At 74.6% G+C, this 17,994-nt stretch carries 15 protein-coding genes; 10 read left to right on the forward strand and 5 right to left on the reverse strand.

Annotated elements, in window-relative coordinates:
- Positions 1–92 precede the first annotated feature (92 nt).
- A complete protein-coding gene (locus tag ACFQ6N_RS10070) occupies positions 93–413 on the reverse strand; it encodes a hypothetical protein (RefSeq protein WP_380648245.1) in 321 nt (106 codons plus the stop codon).
- Between the two features lie 237 nt (positions 414–650).
- On the opposite strand from ACFQ6N_RS10070, the gene ACFQ6N_RS10075 reads away from it, so the two are divergent.
- The 8 genes from ACFQ6N_RS10075 (at position 651) to ACFQ6N_RS10110 (ending at position 12,477) form a co-directional block, all read left to right on the forward strand.
- On the forward strand, positions 651–2,555 hold the full coding sequence (locus ACFQ6N_RS10075) for an ATP-binding protein (protein WP_380648247.1): 1,905 nt from the start codon (positions 651–653) through the stop codon (positions 2,553–2,555).
- Positions 2,556–2,616: 61 nt separating this feature from the next.
- Positions 2,617–4,974 (forward strand): tetratricopeptide repeat protein, encoded by a 2,358-nt coding sequence (locus tag ACFQ6N_RS10080; protein WP_380648249.1) that lies wholly within the window; start codon positions 2,617–2,619, stop codon positions 4,972–4,974.
- Between the two features lie 143 nt (positions 4,975–5,117).
- Positions 5,118–5,771, forward strand: a complete 654-nt coding sequence (locus ACFQ6N_RS10085; protein ID WP_380648251.1) for a DedA family protein — start codon at positions 5,118–5,120, stop codon at positions 5,769–5,771.
- Between the two features lie 206 nt (positions 5,772–5,977).
- Entirely contained in the window at positions 5,978–7,834 is a 1,857-nt protein-coding gene (locus tag ACFQ6N_RS10090; protein WP_380648254.1) for a threonine/serine exporter ThrE family protein, read from the forward strand.
- A gap of 88 nt (positions 7,835–7,922) precedes the next feature.
- A complete protein-coding gene (locus ACFQ6N_RS10095; protein WP_380648255.1) occupies positions 7,923–9,002 on the forward strand; it encodes a hypothetical protein in 1,080 nt (359 codons plus the stop codon).
- Positions 9,003–9,243: 241 nt separating this feature from the next.
- Complete coding sequence (locus ACFQ6N_RS10100; RefSeq protein ID WP_380648257.1) at positions 9,244–10,560, forward strand: C40 family peptidase; 1,317 nt, start codon at positions 9,244–9,246, stop codon at positions 10,558–10,560.
- Positions 10,561–10,634: 74 nt separating this feature from the next.
- Entirely contained in the window at positions 10,635–11,156 is a 522-nt protein-coding gene (locus ACFQ6N_RS10105; RefSeq protein ID WP_380648259.1) for a GNAT family N-acetyltransferase, read from the forward strand.
- Between the two features lie 40 nt (positions 11,157–11,196).
- A complete protein-coding gene (locus ACFQ6N_RS10110; protein ID WP_380648261.1) occupies positions 11,197–12,477 on the forward strand; it encodes a GNAT family N-acetyltransferase in 1,281 nt (426 codons plus the stop codon).
- Positions 12,478–12,556: 79 nt separating this feature from the next.
- Here the strand turns inward: ACFQ6N_RS10110 and ACFQ6N_RS10115 are convergent, their stop codons facing one another.
- Entirely contained in the window at positions 12,557–13,357 is an 801-nt protein-coding gene (locus ACFQ6N_RS10115; RefSeq protein ID WP_380648263.1) for a TetR family transcriptional regulator, read from the reverse strand.
- Between the two features lie 183 nt (positions 13,358–13,540).
- Between ACFQ6N_RS10115 and ACFQ6N_RS10120 the strand changes: the two genes are divergently transcribed.
- Complete coding sequence (locus ACFQ6N_RS10120; protein ID WP_380648265.1) at positions 13,541–14,074, forward strand: GNAT family N-acetyltransferase; 534 nt, start codon at positions 13,541–13,543, stop codon at positions 14,072–14,074.
- A 143-nt stretch (positions 14,075–14,217) separates the two neighbouring features.
- On the opposite strand, the gene ACFQ6N_RS10125 is transcribed toward ACFQ6N_RS10120, so the two are convergent.
- Both ACFQ6N_RS10125 and ACFQ6N_RS10130 read right to left on the reverse strand, forming a co-directional pair.
- Positions 14,218–14,697, reverse strand: coding sequence for a macro domain-containing protein (locus tag ACFQ6N_RS10125; RefSeq protein WP_380648267.1), 480 nt, complete (start codon positions 14,695–14,697; stop codon positions 14,218–14,220).
- 9 nt (positions 14,698–14,706) lie between these two features.
- Positions 14,707–16,044: an MFS transporter gene (locus ACFQ6N_RS10130; RefSeq protein WP_380648269.1), complete on the reverse strand. Its 1,338-nt coding sequence runs from the start codon at positions 16,042–16,044 to the stop codon at positions 14,707–14,709.
- A 111-nt stretch (positions 16,045–16,155) separates the two neighbouring features.
- Between ACFQ6N_RS10130 and ACFQ6N_RS10135 the strand changes: the two genes are divergently transcribed.
- The gene (locus ACFQ6N_RS10135; protein WP_380648270.1) at positions 16,156–17,136 is read left to right on the forward strand and encodes a LysR family transcriptional regulator; all 981 of its coding nucleotides are present in this window, start codon (positions 16,156–16,158) and stop codon (positions 17,134–17,136) included.
- A 166-nt stretch (positions 17,137–17,302) separates the two neighbouring features.
- On the opposite strand, the gene ACFQ6N_RS10140 is transcribed toward ACFQ6N_RS10135, so the two are convergent.
- Positions 17,303–17,911 carry a YceI family protein gene (locus ACFQ6N_RS10140; RefSeq protein WP_380648271.1) on the reverse strand — a complete coding sequence of 203 codons (609 nt, stop codon included), beginning with the start codon at positions 17,909–17,911 and terminating at the stop codon, positions 17,303–17,305.
- Between the last annotated feature and the right edge of the window lie 83 nt (positions 17,912–17,994).

Consider the following 17,994-nt stretch of genomic DNA (forward strand, 5'->3'; position numbering starts at 1 on the left):
TAGTTGCGCTCGCGTCACGCAACATGGTCTACCGGATCAGGGCCTGCCCACGCAGGCGAATCACGCAAATTGATCACAACCAAATACGGGCCCTAGTAGAGGACGTGCGGGTAGTAGACCCGGGCGTCGACGTTGCCGTTGCCCTGGAGGGCGCCGATGTTGCCGCCGTTGCCGGCCGCGGCGAGCCCGTTGCTCTGGTTGCTCGCACCCGAACCGGTGGCGGCCTGCTGGGTGTTGACCACGTTTCCGTGGACGGTGCCGATGATGTTGTCGGAGCCGGTGTTGCTGACGACGCTGCCGTTGGAGTGGTCGGTCGCGGCGGCGCCGTTGTCGGCGTGCGCGGTGGCGGCACCGACGCCGACGAGGAGGAACGCCCCGAGGGCGGTGAAGGCGGCTGCGCGGAAACGGGACACGCTGGTCTCCCTGACTGGACGTGCGAATTGTGGCGCCGTCCGGAGTGGCCGCTCCGGAGCGCCGTTGCCTGGCGTCGCCCGTCCAGCATTCACCAGCGGTGTGGACGAACTCCACCGGACGGGTGGCAATTCCCCCGATGGTGGAGACCTGGTCAATTGGGAGTTGACCGCATTCCGTCATTCCGTCAAGAGGAAAGAAATGGTGGGCCGATTGTCGCACTGGCACACTGGGGACCCATGTCTGAAGGTGCCCCGCCCGAGCCCACCCCTGCCGAGGATCTGCGGACGACCGAGGTCGATCTCGGCGGCCTGGTGAACGTCCTCGCCACCCACCTCTACTCCACCCCGCTGGTCGCCCTGCGCGAACTGGTCCAGAACGCGCACGACTCGCACACCCGCCGACTCCTGGAGGACCCGGAGGGCGACCACCGCCCGCTGATCCGGGTGCGCGCCGACGCCGCCCGGCGGACCGTCGCCATCGAGGACACCGGGGCCGGCCTGACCGAGCCGGAGATCCACTCCTACCTCGCCACCGTCGGCACCGGCTACACCCGCATGCTGCGCGAACTGACCGGCAACCAGGAGCTGATCGGCGCCTTCGGGCTGGGCTTCCTGTCCGCCTTCTCGGTCGCCGACGAAGTCACCGTCACCACCACCTCGCACCGCGAGCCGCACCTCGGCCACCGCTACCGCAGCCGCGGCGGCGAGCAGTACCAGGTCGACCCCGTCCCCGCCCGGCACCGCCCGGGCACGGTCGTCGAGCTGGCCCTCAAGGCCGAGCACGCCCACCTCGCCGACGAGGACACCCTGCGCGACGTCCTCGGCCGCTACTGCGTGCTGCTGCCGATCCCGGTGTACGTCGGCGAGGACGAGCAGCCGGTCAACTCCGTCGAGGTGCCCTGGCGCCGGAGCGCGGACGGGGACCCGTACGCCGCCCGGATGCGCTTCGCCACCGCCTTCGGCCGCCGCTTCGAGCCGCTCACCGCCTTCCCCGTCCACCCGGTCGACGGCGCCACCGACGCGGTCGGCCTGCTCTGGGTCCAGGACGGCGGCACCTACGGCAGCAGCGACAACCGCGACCTCGCCGTCTACCTGCGCGGCATGCTGCTCGCCGAGGACGCCCGCGACCTGCTGCCCAGCTGGGCCGGGTTCATCGGCGGCGTGGTCGAGTCCAACCGGCTCACCCCCACCGCCAGCCGCGAGGACCTCCAGCGCGACGAGCACTACCGCGCCCTCCGCGAGGCCCTCACCGACGCCATCGTCGACGGACTGTACGAGACCGCCCGGCTGCGCCCCGCCGCCTGGCGCCGCATCCTCACCCGGCACGGCCAGGACCTGCTCGGCGCCGCGCTCTGCGACGAGCGGCTGTTCACCCTGCTCGCCGACGACGTCCCGGTACCCACCTCGCAGGGCGACCTCACCGCCGGCGCGCTGCGGGCCGCCGGCGGCGGAGCGGTGCACGTCGCGCTCGGCAGCGGCGGCGGCTTCGAGGAGATGCTGTACCGGGCGATGCGGGTGCCGATCGCGCGCGGCGACCGCTACGCCGTCCTGCCGTTCCTGCGCCGCTACGCCCAGCTGCGCGGCTGCCGGCTGGTCGAACTGGGCAGCGAGCGGGGCGACCGCGAGCTGTTCCGCGACCCGGAGCGCCCGCTGCCGGACGGCGAGGCGGCCTGGCTGGCCGGCGCCCTCGCCGACCCGGGCGAGCAGCTCGTCCCGGCCCGTTTCGACCCGCCCGGCCTGCCGCTGGTGCTGGTCCCGGACCGCGAGGCCGAGCTGAAGGCGCGGATCGAGGACGACCGGGCCGACGCCCGGATCCCGTCCGCCGCGCTGCGGCTGGCCCGCGCCTTCACCGCCCGCACCGACGGCGAGGTCAGGGCCCGGCTCTACCTCAACCTGGCCTGCCCGGCGGTCCTGGACCTGCTCGCCGCCTACCGCACCGGGCACACCGGCAGCGCCACCGCGGCCGGACTGCTCCGCTCGCTCAAGGTGATCATGGCGGCGGCCTCCGCCGGCCCCGCCGAGGGGGACCTCACCGCGGCGCTGACCGGCATCGGCACCGCGGTCTCCGCGCTGACCGCCGCCGTCCCGGCCGGCCTGCCGGACGTCCCGGACAGCCCCGGCGCCCTGTCGGACGAAGCGTGACGGACGGACTGTCAGTGGCCCGCGGTAGACAACTCATCGGTACGACGCAGGGGGAAGCAGCATGACCACCGACATCTGGGCCTGGGTGCGCGACGCCCACCGGCAGCTGGCCGAGGCCGGCCACCACCGGCTGGCCGACGCCATCGTCGAGCTGCCCGGGCACGCCACCGAGGGGCGCAACGACCAGCTCGACGCGCTCCACCCGGAGGCGGTCGCCGCCGCCCGCGCGCTCGGCCTGCCCTGGGTCGAGGTCTACCTGCGGCACTGGCGGATGCAGAACCTGCTGAACAAGCGCCAGCAGGGCGAGGCGGTGCTGCCCGAGGCGATCGACCTGCTGGAGTTCGCCCACCGGGAGGAGACGGCCGGCTGCCCGCAGTCCGTCTGCGTGGTGCAGGACTTCGCGATCTGCCACGCCCGGGTCGACGGGCCCGGGTACGTGGCCGAGCGGCTGGAGGTGGTCGGCGAGACGCTGGACCGGATCGAGCCCGCCCGGGCCTGCTACGACTGCCTCTCCCGCGAGTACTCCGACGCCCTGGAGGACGACGGCCGGGCCGCCGAGGCGCTCGACCACCTGGACACCGCCGCCAACCGGATGCGCGCGGCCGGCCAGCAGGTCTCGCTCCGCTTCCACCAGGCCAGGGCCGGCACCCTGCACCTGCTGGGCCGGTACGACGAGGTGCTGGAGCTGCTGGACACGGCGGAGCGCGCCGAGCAGGCGCAGGGGAACCAGCTGGACGAGCGCGACCGGCGCTGGGGCGCCGCGCTGCGCGCCCGCTCGCTCGCCGCGCTCGGCCGTACCGAGGAGGCGATCGCCCTGCTCCCGGACCGCACCGAGGCCGAGCGGCACGCCGACCTGCGGGCCACCTGGACGCAGACGGTCGAGCTGCTGGTCACGGCCGGCGCCTGGGAGAACGACGCCGAGCTGGGCGCCGTCCTGGCCGGCTGGGCCGGGTACCTGGACGGCGTCGGCGCGCACCGCCCGTGCGTGGACCTGCTGCTGGCGGCGGGCCGGCTCGCGCTCGCCCGCGGCGCCCGCACGGTGGCGCTGACGCTCGCCGCGACCGGGGAGCGCAAGCTCACCAGCCTGCGCCGCACCGACGGCGTGTCGGAGGAGGTCGCCGCCCTGCGCGCGGCCGCCGAGGCGCTGCCCGAGCCCGAGCTGCCCGTCCCGCCGGGCGAGCTGGAGGCCCACCTGGCCCAGGCCGGGGTGCCCTACGAGACCGCCGCCGACCTGCTCTCCGTCGCCCTGGACCGGTACCGGGGTGAGCAGGCCGGCGCCACCGGGTTGGCGGTGCTCCTGGCCACCGTGCTGGGCGGCCTCGGCCACGACCGCGCCGCGGCCGACCTGCTGTGGCAGCGGCTGGACGCCGACCCGGGGGACCGCGAGCTGACCGGCACGCTCGGCGAGGTGCTGATCGAGGCCGGGGACGCCGAGGGCGTGCGCCGCCTCGCCGACCGGCTGTCCGCCGACGCGCCGGCCGACGGGCACTGGATACGCGCCCGCTGGGCCGCCGCCGAAGGCCGCTGGGCCGAGGCGCTGGAGCGGTGCCGGACGATCCTGGCGCTGGACGACGAGGTGCTCAACACCCGGCGGCTGGCCGCCCGCGCCGCCACCGAGCTGGGCGAGCACGCGACCGCGCAGCGGTTCTACCAGGAGCTGCTGGAGCGCGCCCTGCCCGTCGACGCGGCCCCGGCGGAGGAGGTCCACCGGCAGGTCCAGGAGCCGGACCTCTGGCACCTGATCACCGCGGCCACCGCCAACCGGGACTGGGCCGTGGTCCGTTCCACCGGCGCGCTGCTCGACCTGGAGTTCGACGAGCCCGAGGGCCCGGTGGACGAGGAGTGGCAGCTGGTCACGGTCAGGGCCACCCGCACCAACGGCACGACGGCCGACCTGCCCGCCGTCCGGACGGGACCGGCCACCGCCCGCATCCTGCCGGTGCTCGGCGAGGACCTGACGCTCAACCACGGCGACGTGGTGGTCTTCGCCCCGGCGCTGCTGGAGCACCCGCCGGCCGAGGACGCCCCCGAGGAGGAGCGCCGGCGCTGGCGCCCGGTGTTCCGGCAGCTGACCCTGCTCGACCCGGCGGGGTACACCACCTACTGGATCGACGGCGGCTGGCCCGGCGACGACACCTGGGCCGCCCTGCGCGAGCGGCTGCAGGAGGCCGGCTACGCGGTCTGGGCCTACAGCGGGGACCAGTACCGGATCACCGACCCGGCGGCCGACGAGGAGACGCTGCCCGGGATCTACGCGGCCGTCGGGGTGCCGCCGACCGCCTCGGCGGCCGAGGCCGACGCGCTGCTGCACCGGCTGACGGGCGACTGGCCGCACCCGCTGGCCTGGTCGGCGCTGGCCGAGGCGGCCGGTGCCGACGTCGCCCGGCACGAGGAGATCGTCGAGCGCTACGGCCTCTGACGCCTCCGGCTCCTCCTGCTCGCCCCGGCTGCTTCGCCGCCGGGGCGAGCCCCCGGCCCGGGAACCATCCGCCCCCGGGACGAGTCTTTGTCAATGCTTTACCATTCCATTGCCAAGACTCGACCTCCGGGAGTGCCCGCACCGTGACCAGCCTCGCCCTCGGCCCGTCCTGGCTCGATCCGACCACCCTGATCTCCACCTTCGGCCTGGTCGGCATCCTGGCCATCGTCTTCGCCGAGTCCGGCCTGCTGATCGGCTTCTTCCTGCCCGGCGACTCGCTGCTGTTCACCACCGGGCTGCTGGTGGCCGGCGGCACCTACCTGCACCAGCCGCTGTGGGTGGTCTGCGCGCTGATCGTGGTGGCGGCGGTGGCGGGCGACCAGGTCGGCTACCTCTTCGGCCGCAAGGTCGGACCGGGCCTCTTCCGCCGCCCGGACTCCCGGGTCTTCAAGCAGGAGAACGTCGAGAAGGCCGCCGCCTTCTTCGAGCGGCACGGGCCCAAGGCGATCGTGCTGGCCCGCTTCGTGCCGATCGTGCGGACCTTCACCCCGATCGTCGCCGGGGTGAGCAGGATGAACTACCGCAGCTTCGTGCTGTTCAACGTGGTCGGCGGCGTGCTGTGGGGCGGCGGTGTCACCGTGCTCGGCTACTTCCTGGGGCAGATCCCGTTCGTCCGGGACAACATCGAGGCCATCCTGGTCGGGATCGTGCTGCTCTCCGTGGTCCCGGTGGCGGTCGAACTGCTGCGGGCCCGCCGGTCCGGCGCGGCCCCCGCCGTCCGGAACCGCGCCGGGTAGGCGCCCGCCGCCCAGGCCGTGGGACGTCGCGTACATGTGCGTCCGGCTGTTCGATCAGGCAAGGTGTAACCCGAGATCGAACGGCGGCCGACGGCCGCCAGGGGCGGCAAGGAGCGGAAGTGCCGAAGCGGGGCCGACCGGGTGCGGGCAAGCGGGCGAGGGGAGGCCGGGCGGTCCGCCAGCCGCGGCAGGCGCCGCCGACGCCGGTGCATCCCGCCGAGGCCCCGCCCACCGAGGGCCTGCTCGGCCACCCCGCCCCGGTCGTCGAGCCGACCGTCGTCGTCCCGTTCGTCCCGCCCGTCCTGGAGACGAAGGGCCTGCTGGCGCCCGAGCCGACGCCCGTAGCGGCGCCCGAGCCCGAGCCCGCCCCCGGGCCGGCCCCGACGCCCGCCCCCGCGCCCGCCCTCGCGCCCGTTCCGCGCCCGGAGGCGGGAGCGGGGCCGGGCGCGGAGCCGCACCCCGAGCTCACCGTCGACCTGCGCCCCCGGGACGCGGCCCCCCGGGACGCGGCCCCCCGGGACGCCCGCCCGGCCCGCCGCCGCTCGGCCGAGGACACCCTCACCCCCGAGGAGTGGCGGGCGGCCGGCTACACCCCGCCCACCGGCATCCCGATCCCCGAGCTGACCGCCGGCGCCCCCGGCGAGGCGCCCTGGCCGGACCGGATGCGCACGCTGCTGCGCACCCCGATGTCCGAGCGCCCCGCCTTCGAGCGGACCGCCCGCGAGATGCACCCCTCCGCGAACCCGGCCCGCAACGTCCCCCGCATCCTCGACCTGACCCTGCGCATCGGCGAGCTGCTGCTGGCCAGCGGCGAGGCCGCCGAGGACGTCGAGGCGGCGATGCTCGGCATCGCGCACGCCTACCGGCTGGACCGCTGCGAGCCGCAGGTGACCTTCACCCTGATCGGCATCTCGCACCAGCCCTCGCTGGTCGAGCCGCCGGTCACCGCCGACCGGGTGGTGCGCCGCCGCACCTCGGACTACACCCGGCTGAACGCGGTGTACCAGCTGGTCGCGGACATCACCGCGGAGCGGGTGACGGTCAACGACGCGTACCGCCGGCTCGCCCTGATCCGCCGCAACCGGCACCCGTACCCGGGCTGGCTGCTGGCCCTGACCACCGGCCTGCTGGCCGGCGCGGCGACCTTCCTGGTCGGCGGGCGGATCGACGACAAGGCCTGGCTGGTCTTCGCCAGCGCCTTCGTCGCGGCCGTCCTCGGCGACCGGCTGGCCTCGGCACTGGCCAAGCGCCGGCTGCCGGAGTTCTACCAGTTCGTGGCGGCGGCGATGCCCGCTGCGGCCTCCGGGATCATCCTGTCCTTCAACGACTGGGGCCTGCGCGGGTCGGTGGTGATCACCGGTGGCCTGTTCGCCCTGCTGCCCGGGCGCGCCCTGGTGGCCGCCGTCCAGGACGGCCTGACCGGCTTCTACATCACCGCCGCGGCCCGGCTGCTGGAAGTGATCTACCTGGTCGCGGGCATCGTGATCGGGGTGATGGTGATCCTCTACCTGGGCGTCGGTTTCGAGGCGAAGCTGCGCCCGGACGAGAGCCTGGTGGGCGTCAACTACCCGCCGGTCCAGATGGTGGCCGCGATGGTGCTGACCCTGGCCTTCGCGACGCTGCTGCAGACCGACCGCCGCACGCTCGCCCTGGTCACCGTCAACAGCGGCATCGGCTGGGCCAGCTACGGCGCGCTGGTGTTCAACGCGGGCGTCAACCCGATCGCGGCGACCGGCGTGGCGGCCGGCCTGGTCGGCCTCTTCGGCCAGCTGATGGCGCGCTACCGCAACGGCTCGGCGCTGCCGTACGTGACCGCCGCGATCGGCCCGCTGATGCCGGGTTCGGCGCTCTACCTGGGGATGCTCGCCTTCGCCCAGGGGCACTCCGGCACCGGCCTGGTGTCGGTCTTCCGGGCGGCGGCGATCGCGATGGCGCTGGCGATCGGGGTGAACCTCGGCGGGGAGATCGCCCGGCTCTTCCTGAAGCTGCCGGTCGGCGCCGAGCTCCCGTCGCTGTACCCGGTGGTGCCGCGCCGGGCGGCCAAGCGCACCCGAGGGTTCTGACCGCGCGTTGACCCGGGTCGGAGGCCCGTCGGGCCCCGGGCCATGTCACACCGGACAGGACGCAGGACCAGGAACGAAGGTAAGACGCATGACCACACTGCTGGACAGCTACCGCGAGCACATCGTCAACGCGCACAAGCAACCGCTGTTCCTGCTGCTGGTCGGCTTCATCACCTCCTTCGTCTTCATCCGGTTCAGCGTCCGGATGATCCGGGCCCAGGTGAGCTGGTGGCCGGGCAACGTGACCCCCGGCGGCCTGCACATCCACCACATGGTGTTCGGCCTGGGCTTCCTGCTGCTCGGCGGGGTGGGCGTGTTCGCCACCTACGGCGGGCAGCCGTGGATGGACTGGTTCGGGCTGGCCTTCGGCATCGGCTGCGGCCTGGTGCTGGACGAGTTCGCGCTGATCCTGCACCTGGACGACGTCTACTGGGGCGAGCAGGGCCGCAAGTCGGTGGACGCGGTGATCTTCGGGATCCTGTTCACCGCCCTGCTGCTGATCGGGTACGTGCCGTTCGGCGCGCTGCCCGGCGAGGACACCAAGTGGGGCCTGATCACGATCATCTCGGTGAACGCGCTGGCCTCGGTGATCACCCTGCTCAAGGGCAAGATGTGGACCGGCCTGCTCGGGATCATGATCCCCGGCCTGTCCTGGATCGGCGCGATCAGGCTGGCCCGGCCGAGCAGTCCCTGGGCCCGCTGGCGGTACACCGCGCGCCCCCGGCGCCGGGCGCGCGCGCTGCGGCGCGAGCGCCTGTTGCACCGGCGCGCGGACCAGGCCCGCACCTGGCTCTTCGACCTGATCGCCGGCGCCCCCGACAAGGTGCCCGCCAACCACCCCGCCGCGCACCGGGTGGCCGAGCGGATGGCCGCCCGGGCCAGCGCCCACCTGGACGCGCACGCCGCCCGGGCCCTGGCCCGGCGCCGGGCCCGGCTGGCCGACCGCCGCTCGGCGGCCTCCGCCGGGGCGGCGCAGTCACCGGCCGGGGACGGCCCGGAGCACGGCGGCACGGGGGCCGGCCCGGGCCGCACCCACCGGGCGCAGCAGCGCCGCCGTACGGTCCGGGCCGGGCGCAGCCGGACGTACGCGGTCGGTCCGACCGGGGTGGAGCGGAGGCCCGTGCGACACCCCCGGCTGCGGACGCACACCCCTCGGATCCACCGGTAGTTCGCATACCCTGGGCGTCCGGCCGGAGTCGAGCCCTGGTCGGATCATCCGATGGTCACTCGACCGGCGGAGCGCTTTCGAGGTGTGAACGCCCTCGGAATTGAGAACATGAGCGTCATGTGACCGTTCTGTCACGTGATGGGATGATTCGTCGGATTTGCTGCCGCCCGGCCACCGCCCGCCCGTGCGCCGCGCACCCGTCCGTCGCCCTCCCCTCCGGACCCGTCAGAAGGGAAGTGGCGTGGCGCGCAGGCTCCTGCCGACCCTCCTCTTGTCGCTCACCGCCCTGCTCGGGCTGCTGCCCGCCGCCCAGGCCGCCCGGGCCGACCCCGAACCGGCCGCGGGCCGGGCGCGCGGGGAGGAGCCGTACCCGAGCACCGAGGAGATCGACCGCGCCCGCGCCGAGGCCGCCGGCAAGGCCTCCTCGGCCGCCGCCCTGGAAGCCGCGCTCACCGCCGCCCGGACCGAGCTGGACCGGGCCGGACGCGGCGCCGAACAGGCCGTCGAGGCCTACAACGGCGCCCAGCTCGCCCTCACCCGGGCCCGCGCCGAGGAGGGCGCCGCCGCCCGGCGCGCCGCCGCCGCCGAGGCCGAGCGGTCGGCGGCGACCGAGGACGCGGCCCGGCTCGCCGCCGAGACGTACCGTCAGGGCGCGGGCGCCGAACTGTCCGCGTTCAACGCGCTGCTCGGCGCCCACGGCCCACGCGAAGCGGGCGACCGCGCCGCCGTGATCGGCGTGGCCAGCGAACGCACCCGGCAGATCCTGGACGCCGCCACCTCCACGGCCGCCACCGCCAGGAGCACCGCCGCCGCCGCCCGCACCGCGACCGAGTCCGCCGCGAAGGCCGCCGTCGAGGTCGGCGCGGCCAGGACGCGGGCCGAACAGCGGCTGGCCGCCCAGCGGGACGCGGTCGCCGCCTCCGCCCGGCGCCGCGAGCAGCTGCTCACCGAACTGGCCGCCGCCCGGAACACCACCGTCGAGCTGGAGCGGGCCCGGCGCGAGGCGCTGGAGGCGATCGCCGCCCGGGAGGCCGAAGCCGCCGCCCGGGCCGCCGCCGAACAGGCCGCCCGGGAGGCCGAGGCCGCCGAAGCGGCGGCGGCCGAGGCCGCGGCAGCCGCCGCCAAGGCCGCCGCCGCACCGCCCGCAGGTCCGGCGGCCGCACCGCCCGCAGCCCCGGCCCGCCCGTGGTCCGCCGAGGGCGCCGCCGCCGCCGTGGCCTTCGCCAAGTCCAAGATCGGCCTGCCCTACATCTGGGGCGGCGAGGGCCCGGCCGGCTACGACTGCTCGGGGCTGACCATGATGGCCTGGCGCGAGGGCGGCCGGCCGCTCAACCACTTCGCCGCCGACCAGTACGCCCAGAGCACCCGGATCGGCTACCGCCAGCTGCGCCCCGGGGACCTCGTCTTCTGGACCGACACCGGCCGCGCCGCCGACATCTTCCACGTCGGGCTCTACATCGGCGACGACCAGATGATCGAGGCCCCGCGCGCGGGCATGCCGGTCAAACAGGCCAGCCTCTGGATCATGGGCACCCCGGACTTCTACGCCCGCCCCTGACCCCGGCCGCCGTCTGTCGGTGCCCCGCGCTAGCGTGGCCGCCCGGACCGTCGCGGAGTTTCCAGGGAGGCGTCATGAGGCTGAGGGATGTCGAGGCGGGGGACGTGGAGGCCTACGTCCGGATGCGCTGCGACCCGGTGATGATGGCCGAGTTGGGCGGGCCGCTGCCCCGGGAGCGGGTGGAGGACCGGCTGCGCAAGGACGTCGTCGAGGCGGCGGCGGACCGCTGCTGGATCAAGGCGATCGTCCCGGACGGCGCCGGGGAGGGCGAGGTCGCGGGCACGGTCGCGCTCTGGTCGGCCGAGGAGGACGGCGCGACGGTCTCCGAGATCGGCTGGATGGTGCTGCCCGAGTACCAGGGCCGGGGCCTCGCCAAGGCGGCCGTCCGCCGGGTGCTGGACGCCGCCGCCGCGGACGGCCGCTGGGGCACGGTGCACGCCAACCCGGGGGCCACCAACGGCCCGTCCAACGGGATCTGCCGGGCGCTCGGCTTCCGGCTGGTCGGCGAGCGGGACCTGGACTTCGCGGACCGCGTCCTGCGGACCAACCACTGGGTGGTGGAACCGGGGGAGCACCGGGGCCGGGGCACGGAATAAACCGGGTGCCGCCGCGCGGGTGCCGCCGTACCGTGACCCCATGGGCAACAGCAGCGGTCACACCGCCGTCGACACGGTGAACGGGCTCCTGGTACGGGCGATTTCCGAGGACGAGGTGGCGGTCTGGGACCGCGCGCTCGCCGTCGGCTTCCTGCGTTCGAGCATCGAGAGCGCGGCGGAGGTGCGCCGCCGGCAGTGGCAGCCGGGCCGGTTGCTGGCCGGCTTCGACGGCGACCGCCAGGTCTCCACCTTCCGCAGTTTCGATGCCGAGCTGACCGTCCCCGGCGGGGCGGTCGTCACGGCCGACGCCATCAGCCATGTCACGGTCAGCGCCACCCACCGCCGCCGGGGCCTGCTCAGCACGATGATGCGCCGGGACCTCGCGGCCGCCGCCGAGCGCGGCACGCCGGTCGCCATCCTGGTTGCCGCCGAGTACAACATCTACGGCCGGTTCGGTTTCGGCCCGGCCACCCGGAGCGCCGGCCTGCGCATCGACCTGCGCCGCACCCGGGGCCTGCGCGACGGCCTGCCGGGTGTTCCCGGCGGCCGGATCGACTTCGTGACCATGGCGGAGGTGCGCGAGCTCGGGCCCGCTCTGCACGACCGCTGGCGGCGCACCCAGCCGGGCGCGATCGACCGCGACGAGCTGTGGTGGCAGCGGACCACCGGCGAGGTCCAGGTGCCGGGCTTCGACTTCAAGGAGCCGTTCGCGGTCGTCCACCGGGACGCCGACGGCACGGTCACCGGCCTGGCGGTCTACCGGGTCGACGGCAAGTGGGACGGCTCCTACCCCGACTGCACGCTCACCGTCGAGGAGTTCACCGCCCTCGACCTGCCCACCTCGGTCGAGCTGTGGCGCTTCCTGCTGTCCGTCGACTGGGTGGCCAGGGTCGCGGTGGGCAACGCCTCCCCGGACTCCCCGCTGCCGCTGCTGTTGCAGGACCCTCGTGCGGCCACCCCTCACGAGGAGGACTCCGACTTCACCTGGCTCCGGGTGCTGGACGTCGAGGCCGCCTTCGGCGCCCGGACGTACGGCGCCGCCGGGCGGGTGGTGCTGGAGGTCGAGGACAAGCTCGGCTTCGCGTCCGGCCGTTGGGAGCTCCGGACGGCCGCCGACGGCACCGGCCGCTGCACCCGCACCACGGACGACGCCGACCTCGCCCTCGGCGCCTCGGAGCTGGGCTCGCTCTACCTCGGCGGCGAGACCGTCCCGAGGCTGGCCGCGGCCGGGCTGGTCACCGAACTGCGCCCCGGCGCGGTCGCCGCCGCGGACCTGCTGCTGCGCACTCCGCTGCGGGCCTGGAACCCGGACATCTTCTGACGGGCAGGTCCCGAACGACCGGAGGCCGGCCCCGTGGCGGGGCCGGCCTCCGGCGTCTGCGGTCCACGTCCGCCGGGCGCTACTTGACCGCCGTCTTGCCGATGGTCGGCAGGATGAAGTCCTGGATCAGCCCCTTGGCATCACGGACGATCGGCCGGAACACCCGGTAGCGCGAGAGGTTGATCACCCGGGCCGCCATCGGGGTGGAGCGGCGGACGAACTCCCGGGTCCGCTCGGTGTCCTCGGTCCGGTCGAAGACCCAGTAGAGCACCACGACCATGAGGTGCAGCCAGAGCACGTCGGGCAGCAGCTCGACCAGTTCGGCGTCCAGCTTCGGTGCCAGTTCCGAACCCTGGAGGACGTCGCGGAACAGCTCGACCGCCGTCGCCCGGGCCGGGTGGGACTCGTTGGAGAACGGGCTCAGCGAGCTGGTCGGGTCGGCGGCCGTCCGGAAGAACTGCGCGGAGAACTCGTGGTAGGGCGCGGCCGTGTCGAGCCAGGACGTCAGCGCGATCTCCAGGCGCTCGGCGAAGTCCCGCGTATGGGCCATGCGGTTCCTGGCGTCCGCCGCATGGTCGTACGTCATCTGGTCGTAGAACCCTTGGATCAGGAATTCCTTGGCCGAGAAGTAGTAATAGGCGTTGCCGACCGACACGCCCGCCTCGGTGGCGATGGCGCGCATGGTGGTCTTCTCGTAGCCCCGCTCCTGGAACAGCCGCATGGCCGTCTCCAGGATCAGGGCGCGGGTCGCCTCACTCTTGTCGGTCTTCGGCTGTGCCCGGCCGCCGGGCAGGGGCCCGCTCTCCGCGCCGGGTGCGGCCGAGTCCTCGGCCGCACCCTTCTCGCCGTCCGCTCGGTTCGTCGCTGCCAGGTCGTCCACGGGGACGAGCCTAGCCGGAGACGAGGCTCCATCCGGTGTCGGTGTTCGTGGCACCGGCTGCCCCCTCCGCACCCGGTGCCACGTCCACCATCCCCCGTGATTCGAACACGTTCAAAATCCTGGCAGAACTGTAGACGCTTCGGTTGAACATGTTCAACTCCATCTCTGTGGGAGGCTGGTCACATGATCAGTTCAGAGCAGACCGTGATCCGGCGCGGCGGAGTACGGGACGCCGACGACGTCGCCGGACTGCACGCGCACAGTTGGCGCACCACCTACCGGGGGATCGTCCCGGAGGCGGCGCTCGGCGACGGGATGGTCGCCCAGCGGCGTGAGCTGTGGGAACTGCGGCTGGACGCGGACTACGGCGAGCCGGAGAACACGCCCGAGCTGCTGATCGGCGAACGGGCGGGCGAGGTGGCCGGGTTCATCTACCTCGTCCCGCAGCCGGACGGCCGGGTGCTGATCGACAACCTGCACGTGCGCCCGGGCCTGACCGGTGCCGGCATCGGGCACGACCTGCTGGCCGCGGCCCGTGCCTTCGTCGCCGAGCGGCACCCCGGCGCCGAACTCTTCCTGGAGGTGCTGCGGGACAACACCCGCGCGATCGCCTTCTACGAGCGTGAGGGCGCCGTGCGGGTCCGGGCGCAGGAGGGTGTCTTCCCGGGCGGGTTCCTGCTGCCCGAGTACGTGTACGCCTGGCCGGGGCAGCCGTAGCCCGGCCCTTGTCGTGGGTCAGTCGTGGGTGAGTCGTGTCGTCGGGTCGGTCGCGTCGTAGGCCGAGGTCGATGGTCGAAGTCGTAGGCCGAAGTCGGTGGACGAAGCTGTCGGGCGCCGGAGGGCCGGTCGGTCGAGGCGGGTCAGTCGACGTCGTAGACCGTCACCGGCACACCGCGCGCCGTCAGCCGGGCGGTGACCAGCGGCTCGACCTGCTCCCAGCGCCCGCCCGCCAGCCCGCAGCCGATCCGCGGCATGTGGACGGAGGCGCCGAGGTCGAGCGCGCGATCGCCCAGGGCCGCCAGCCCGGAGTCGATCGCCTCGTACCGCACGGGCACCCCGGTGGAGCGCCCGGTCCGGATGCCGCGCTGGCCGACCAGGTTGGCCACCCAGACGTACGGCTCGACCCGCACCACTTGCAGGGCGCCGAGGCCGAAGTCGTTCTCCGCCCGCTCCCGGTGCCGGCGCCGGAACGCCGACTCGGGCTCGGGCCAGCGTCTGGAGAGCGCGAGCACGAAGCCCTTGCCCCAGCCGCCGAGGTCGTTGCAGACATGCGCGATCACCTTCACGCCCTTGCCGCGGGGCGCGGTGGCATCGCCTCGGACGTAGGTGATTTCTGCCATGACACGACGTTAGACGGAGCCACTGACAACCCGCTCGGAATTATCCGCCGGCCCCTTCCCGGGCCGGTGGGCACCGTCCGCCGCGCCCTTCGGCGCCGCCAGGTGCCGCCGCCCGGCGAGCGCGATCAGCAGCGCGATCCCGGCGGCCGAGGCCGGCAGGGCGTAGCCGGTGCCGGGGGCGGTGTGCTCGGCGACCGTCCCGGCGAGCGCCGCACCGGCCGAGATGCCGACCACGATGCCGGACACCGCCATCGCCATGCCCTCGTTGAACTGCCGTTGCGGCAGCAGTTCCTGGACGAGCGTCATCCCGGTGACCATGGTCGGCGCGGTGGCCGTGCCGGCCGCGAACAGCGCCGCCCCGAGCACCCCGAGCCCGGCCCCGCCCAGCCCGGCGGCGAGCGGCAGCAGCAGCACCCCGGCCATCGCCGACGCGCCGAGCAGGAAGCGCGCGCCCGGGGCCCGGCGCGGTGTCAGCAGCCCGAACAGCAGTCCCGCCACGCAGGATCCGGCCGCGACCAGGGCCAGCAGCACGCCGGCCACCGCCTTGTGCCCGAGCGCGTCGGCGTACGCCACGGTGGTGATCTCGGTCGCGCCGAAGACCATGCCGGTGGCGAGGAAGGTCAGCACCAGCACCCGAAGCCCGGGCACCCGCAGCGGGGAGCGGCGCCGCTCCCCGTCCGGTGCCTGCCCGCCCGGTGCCCGTCCGCCCGGTGCCCGTCCGTCCGGTGCGGCGGGCGGCAGCGGGGGTTCGGTGCGCCGCTGGGCGGCGAACAGCAGGGCGCCGGTGGTGCCGAGGGTGCCGGCGGTGACCAGCCCGGCCTCCGGGGCGAGTGTCGTGCAGAGCAGCATCGCGAGCACCGGCCCGGCCATGAAGCAGAGCTCGTCCAGCGCCTGTTCGAAGGAGTTGGCCAGGTGCCGGGCGGCCGGGTCGTCCCGGTACAGGTGCGCCCAGCGGGAGCGGGCCATGCCGCCGAGGTTGGGCGCGGCGGCGCAGGCCGCGGAGCACAGGTACAGGGTCCAGTCCGGTGCGCCGAGCCGGACGCAGAGCAGCAGGGCGGTGAGCGGGACGGCGTTGCCGACCGCTGCCGGTACCGTCACCCGCGCCTGCCCGTACCGGTCCACCAGCCGTCCGATCAGCGGCATCCCGATCGCGCCGGTGACGAGACCGGCCGCCGAGACCGCCCCGGCCAGCCCGTAGGAGCCGCGCCGTTCGGAGAGCAGCACCACCAGCGAGACGCCGGTCATCGACAGCGCGATCCGGCCGAGCAGGCCGGCCAGGGTGAAGGCGGTGGCGCCGGGGGCCGTGAACAGCCGCCGGTAGGAGGCGGGGAGGGCGCGCGGGGGCATCGGGCTCCTGGGCAGGGCGAGGGGGATGCGGCAAGCCTGGGCGCGGGGGCGGGGCGCCGTCCAACACCTGTTCCGCCGCACTCACAACACCCTGTTGTTAATCTGCCGCCCATGCCCCGTGACCTGCACCCCCGTCTGCTCCGCGGCTTCGTCGCGACCGCCGAGACCCTGCACTTCGGCCGGGCCGCCGAGCGGCTGCACATCGCCCAGCAGGCGCTCAGCCGGGACATCCGCACCCTGGAGGGGCTGCTCGGCGACCCGCTGTTCACCCGCACCACCCGCAGCGTCGGCCTCACCCCGGCCGGACAGCGACTGCTGCCCCGGGTCCGCCGGCTCCTCGCCCTGCACGACGAGATCCTCGCCGAGGCCGGCGGCGCGGGCGCCGCCCGTCCGCTGCTGCTCGACCTCAACAGCGACGTGACCGGCCCGGACCTCACCGCCGACCGGGTGCTGGAACGGGCCCGCGCCGCCTGGCCGGAGGGGGAGCTGCTGGCCCGCTTCCACGGCGGCCTGGCCGCGGCCGCCGCCGAACTGCTGGCCCACCGGCTGGACGCCTCCTTCGGCCGCTTCGCCGGGCTGCCCGCCCCGGTGCGCGTCCAACTCGTCCAGCTGCCGGTGCGGTTGGAGCGGGTCTCGGTGATGATGGCGGACACCCACCCGCTCGCCGCCCGTCCGCGGCTGCGGCTGGAGGAACTGGCCGGGCACCCGGTCGACATCTGCGCGGGCAACCCGGCCACCACCGAGTGGACCGACCTCGGCGCCCGGCTGCTGCGCGACCACGGACTGACGGCGGCCGACCCGTACGTCCCGCCGGTCGGCGTGGACGAGACCGCCCGCTACCTCGTCCGGCACGGCGACCCGATGCTGACCACCGTCGGCGGGCCGAGGATCCCCGGCACGGTGAACGTGCCGCTGGTGGAGCCGGTGCCGCTGAGCCTGGTCAGCCTGGTGCACCGGCCCGGCGAGCGCCATCCGGGGCTGCGGGCGCTGGCCGCGGCGGCGGGCGGGCTCGGCGCCGCCGAGGGCTGGCTGCGCCGCCCGCCGGGCAGCTGGCTCCCGGCGGCGGACGCGGCGCTGCTCCCGGCCGGGTAGCGAGGGCGGCGGGAGCCGTCGGGCCGGCGGCGGGCGGGCGACGAGTGGGCGGGCGGTGAGCGGACGGACCGGGCCCGGGACACGCGAACCGCCCCTGCCTCGGGGGGAGTAGGCAGGGGCGGTGCTCGTGGGGGCGGGCGGGGGCCCGCCCGGCGGCGCGTCCGGGTCAGGCGGCCTTGACGGCGGAGATGTCGAAGCTGAGCTTGACCTTCTCGCCGATCAGCACGCCGCCGGTCTCCAGCGCCGCGTTGTAGCTGAGCCCGAAGTCGGTGCGGTCGACGACGGCCTTGCCCTCGAAGCCGACCCGCTCGGCGCCGTACGCGTCGGTGGCGCTGCCGGTGTACTCCAGGTCCAGGACGACGGGGCGGGTGGTGCCCTTGATGGTGAGCTCGCCGGCCATCCGGTAGGCGTCGTCGCCGAGCGGCTCGGTGGAGGTGCTGCGGAAGCGGATCTCCGGGTGGGTCTCGGCGGCGAAGAAGTCGCCGGTGCGCAGGTGCTCGTCGCGCTGGGCCTGGTTGGTGTCGATGCTCGCGACCTTGATCACGAGGTCGGCCGAGGAGTTGCCGGGGGTCGCGCCGTCCAGGTGCAGCTTGCCGTCGTACTCGGTGAAGCGGCCCTTGACGTTGGTCACCATGGCGTGGCGGACCGAGAAGCCGATCTCGCTGTGCGTGGTGTCGACCGTCCAGTCGCCGGTCAGGTGGGCGAGGTCGGGGCCGACCGGGGCCGGGACGGTGGTGGCGGGGACGGTGGTCTTGGTGCGGTTGAAAAGGCCCATGGCTCCTCCTCGGGTCCGAAGCCATTTGTTTAGGCTTCAACTTGTTGGCTCCAGCGTAGGGCAGTTTCGTTCAAGTTTCAACC

The sequence above is a fragment of the Kitasatospora sp. NPDC056446 genome, assembly GCF_042796115.1.
Taxonomy (GTDB): domain Bacteria; phylum Actinomycetota; class Actinomycetes; order Streptomycetales; family Streptomycetaceae; genus Kitasatospora.

What these genes read in the sequence shown, in the direction of transcription:
- ACFQ6N_RS10140 (WP_380648271.1), bottom strand. Translation starts at nt 17,911, where the DNA reads ATGGGCCTTTTCAACCGCACCAAGACCACCGTCCCCGCCACCACCGTC.
- ACFQ6N_RS10135 (WP_380648270.1), top strand. Translation starts at nt 16,156, where the DNA reads ATGCCCCGTGACCTGCACCCCCGTCTGCTCCGCGGCTTCGTCGCGACC.
- ACFQ6N_RS10110 (WP_380648261.1), top strand. Translation starts at nt 11,197, where the DNA reads ATGGGCAACAGCAGCGGTCACACCGCCGTCGACACGGTGAACGGGCTC.
- ACFQ6N_RS10130 (WP_380648269.1), bottom strand. Translation starts at nt 16,044, where the DNA reads ATGCCCCCGCGCGCCCTCCCCGCCTCCTACCGGCGGCTGTTCACGGCC.
- ACFQ6N_RS10125 (WP_380648267.1), bottom strand. Translation starts at nt 14,697, where the DNA reads ATGGCAGAAATCACCTACGTCCGAGGCGATGCCACCGCGCCCCGCGGC.
- ACFQ6N_RS10105 (WP_380648259.1), top strand. Translation starts at nt 10,635, where the DNA reads ATGAGGCTGAGGGATGTCGAGGCGGGGGACGTGGAGGCCTACGTCCGG.
- ACFQ6N_RS10095 (WP_380648255.1), top strand. Translation starts at nt 7,923, where the DNA reads ATGACCACACTGCTGGACAGCTACCGCGAGCACATCGTCAACGCGCAC.
- ACFQ6N_RS10075 (WP_380648247.1), top strand. Translation starts at nt 651, where the DNA reads ATGTCTGAAGGTGCCCCGCCCGAGCCCACCCCTGCCGAGGATCTGCGG.
- ACFQ6N_RS10080 (WP_380648249.1), top strand. Translation starts at nt 2,617, where the DNA reads ATGACCACCGACATCTGGGCCTGGGTGCGCGACGCCCACCGGCAGCTG.
- ACFQ6N_RS10120 (WP_380648265.1), top strand. Translation starts at nt 13,541, where the DNA reads ATGATCAGTTCAGAGCAGACCGTGATCCGGCGCGGCGGAGTACGGGAC.